Genomic DNA, 1359 nt, shown 5'->3' on the forward strand with positions numbered 1-1359 from the left:
TGTATTACCTCGGCTGATGGTTGACATTTCTACTTCGGGTGATGGCTGACAGTGTTTCGGCTGATGCTTGACAGTTACTTCGGCTGATCCTTGACACTCCCTAGATGAGGGAGTTGAGCGTGGCTGAGCAGCGGTATCAGGCCGTGATGTCGGTCATTAGTGATGGGTTGGCGATCTGGCAGGTCGCCGAGAAGGTCGGGGTGTCGCGTCAGACGCTGCATTCCTGGTTGGCTCGCTATGAGGCCGAGGGTCTCGAGGGGTTGGCGGATCGGTCGCATCGGCCGGTGTCGTGTCCGCATCAGATGCCTGCGGTGGTCGAGGCCGAGCTGTTGGAGTTGCGCCGCTCGCGCCCGTATTGGGGGCCGCGGCGATTGGTGTTTGAGTTGGGCAAGCGTGGGGTGGTCCCGTTGCCCTCGGAATCGGCGGCCTATCGGGCGCTGGTGCGCGCGGGCATGATCGATCCGAGTCTGCGGGATCGGCGCTCGCGCAAGTGGAAACGCTGGGAGCGTGGTGCCCCGATGGAGCTGTGGCAGATGGACATCGTGGGTGGATTCCCCCTGGCGGATGGCACCAGCGCCAAGGCTCTGACGGGAATCGACGACCATTCGCGGATGTGTGTCTGTGCCCGGCTGATGGCTCGCGAGCGCACCCGCGCGGTCTGCGACGGGTTGCGTGATGCGCTGGCACGCTACGGGGTTCCTGAGCAGATCTTGACCGATAACGGCAAGGTGTTCACCGGCCGGTTCAATCACCCGGTGGTCGAAGTGCTTTTTGATCGGATCTGCCGCGAAAACGGCATCGAACACCTGCTGACCCAGCCGCGTTCGCCGACGACCACGGGCAAGATTGAGCGTTTCCATCGCAGCATGCGCGCGGAATTCCTCAGCAACAGGCCACCTTTCGCCAACCTCAAGGCGGCCCAGCAGGCCCTGGATGAGTGGGTGGACTACTACAACACCGCCCGTCCGCATCAGTCGTTGGACATGGCCACACCCGCGCAGCGGTTCAGCGCCGCCACTGCCGCGACAGCACCCGTGGCTGACGCGCCGGGCGGCGGCGAGGATCGCAACGGTGATGACTGGGTCAGCCGCCGGGTCTGCGCCAACGGCATCGTGTGCGTGTCCTGGCAGCAGGTCAGCGTGGGCCGCCACTATGCCGGCGCCCGCTGCGATGTCCACGTCGACGGTGAGCTACTGCGGTTTTGGATTGGCGACGATCTGGTCAAAACCGCCGCCCGCACCAGTCGCGGCGAGGTACGAAATAAACGGGCCCTACGCACCAGCGCACCGGCCTAACCACAACATGGGTGTCAAGGATCAACCGACATAGAAACGTCAAGGATCAACCGACTCTGAACAG

Annotated in this window: 1 protein-coding gene; it reads left to right on the forward strand. The window is 63.5% G+C overall.

Translation table 11 applies throughout. The annotated features are described in order from the left end of the window. Window positions 1-104 precede the first annotated feature (104 nt). The gene (locus tag A5712_RS07715; protein WP_068103177.1) at window positions 105-1295 is read left to right on the forward strand and encodes an IS481 family transposase; all 1191 of its coding nucleotides are present in this window, start codon (window positions 105-107) and stop codon (window positions 1293-1295) included. Window positions 1296-1359 lie beyond the last annotated feature (64 nt).

Origin of the sequence: Mycobacterium sp. E2327 (assembly GCF_001672675.1) — a bacterium.
GTDB lineage: Bacteria > Actinomycetota > Actinomycetes > Mycobacteriales > Mycobacteriaceae > Mycobacterium.

Bases quoted from the DNA above. Each gene is read 5' to 3' on its own strand.
- A5712_RS07715 (WP_068103177.1), top strand. From the start codon at position 105: ATGAGGGAGTTGAGCGTGGCTGAGCAGCGGTATCAGGCCGTGATGTCG.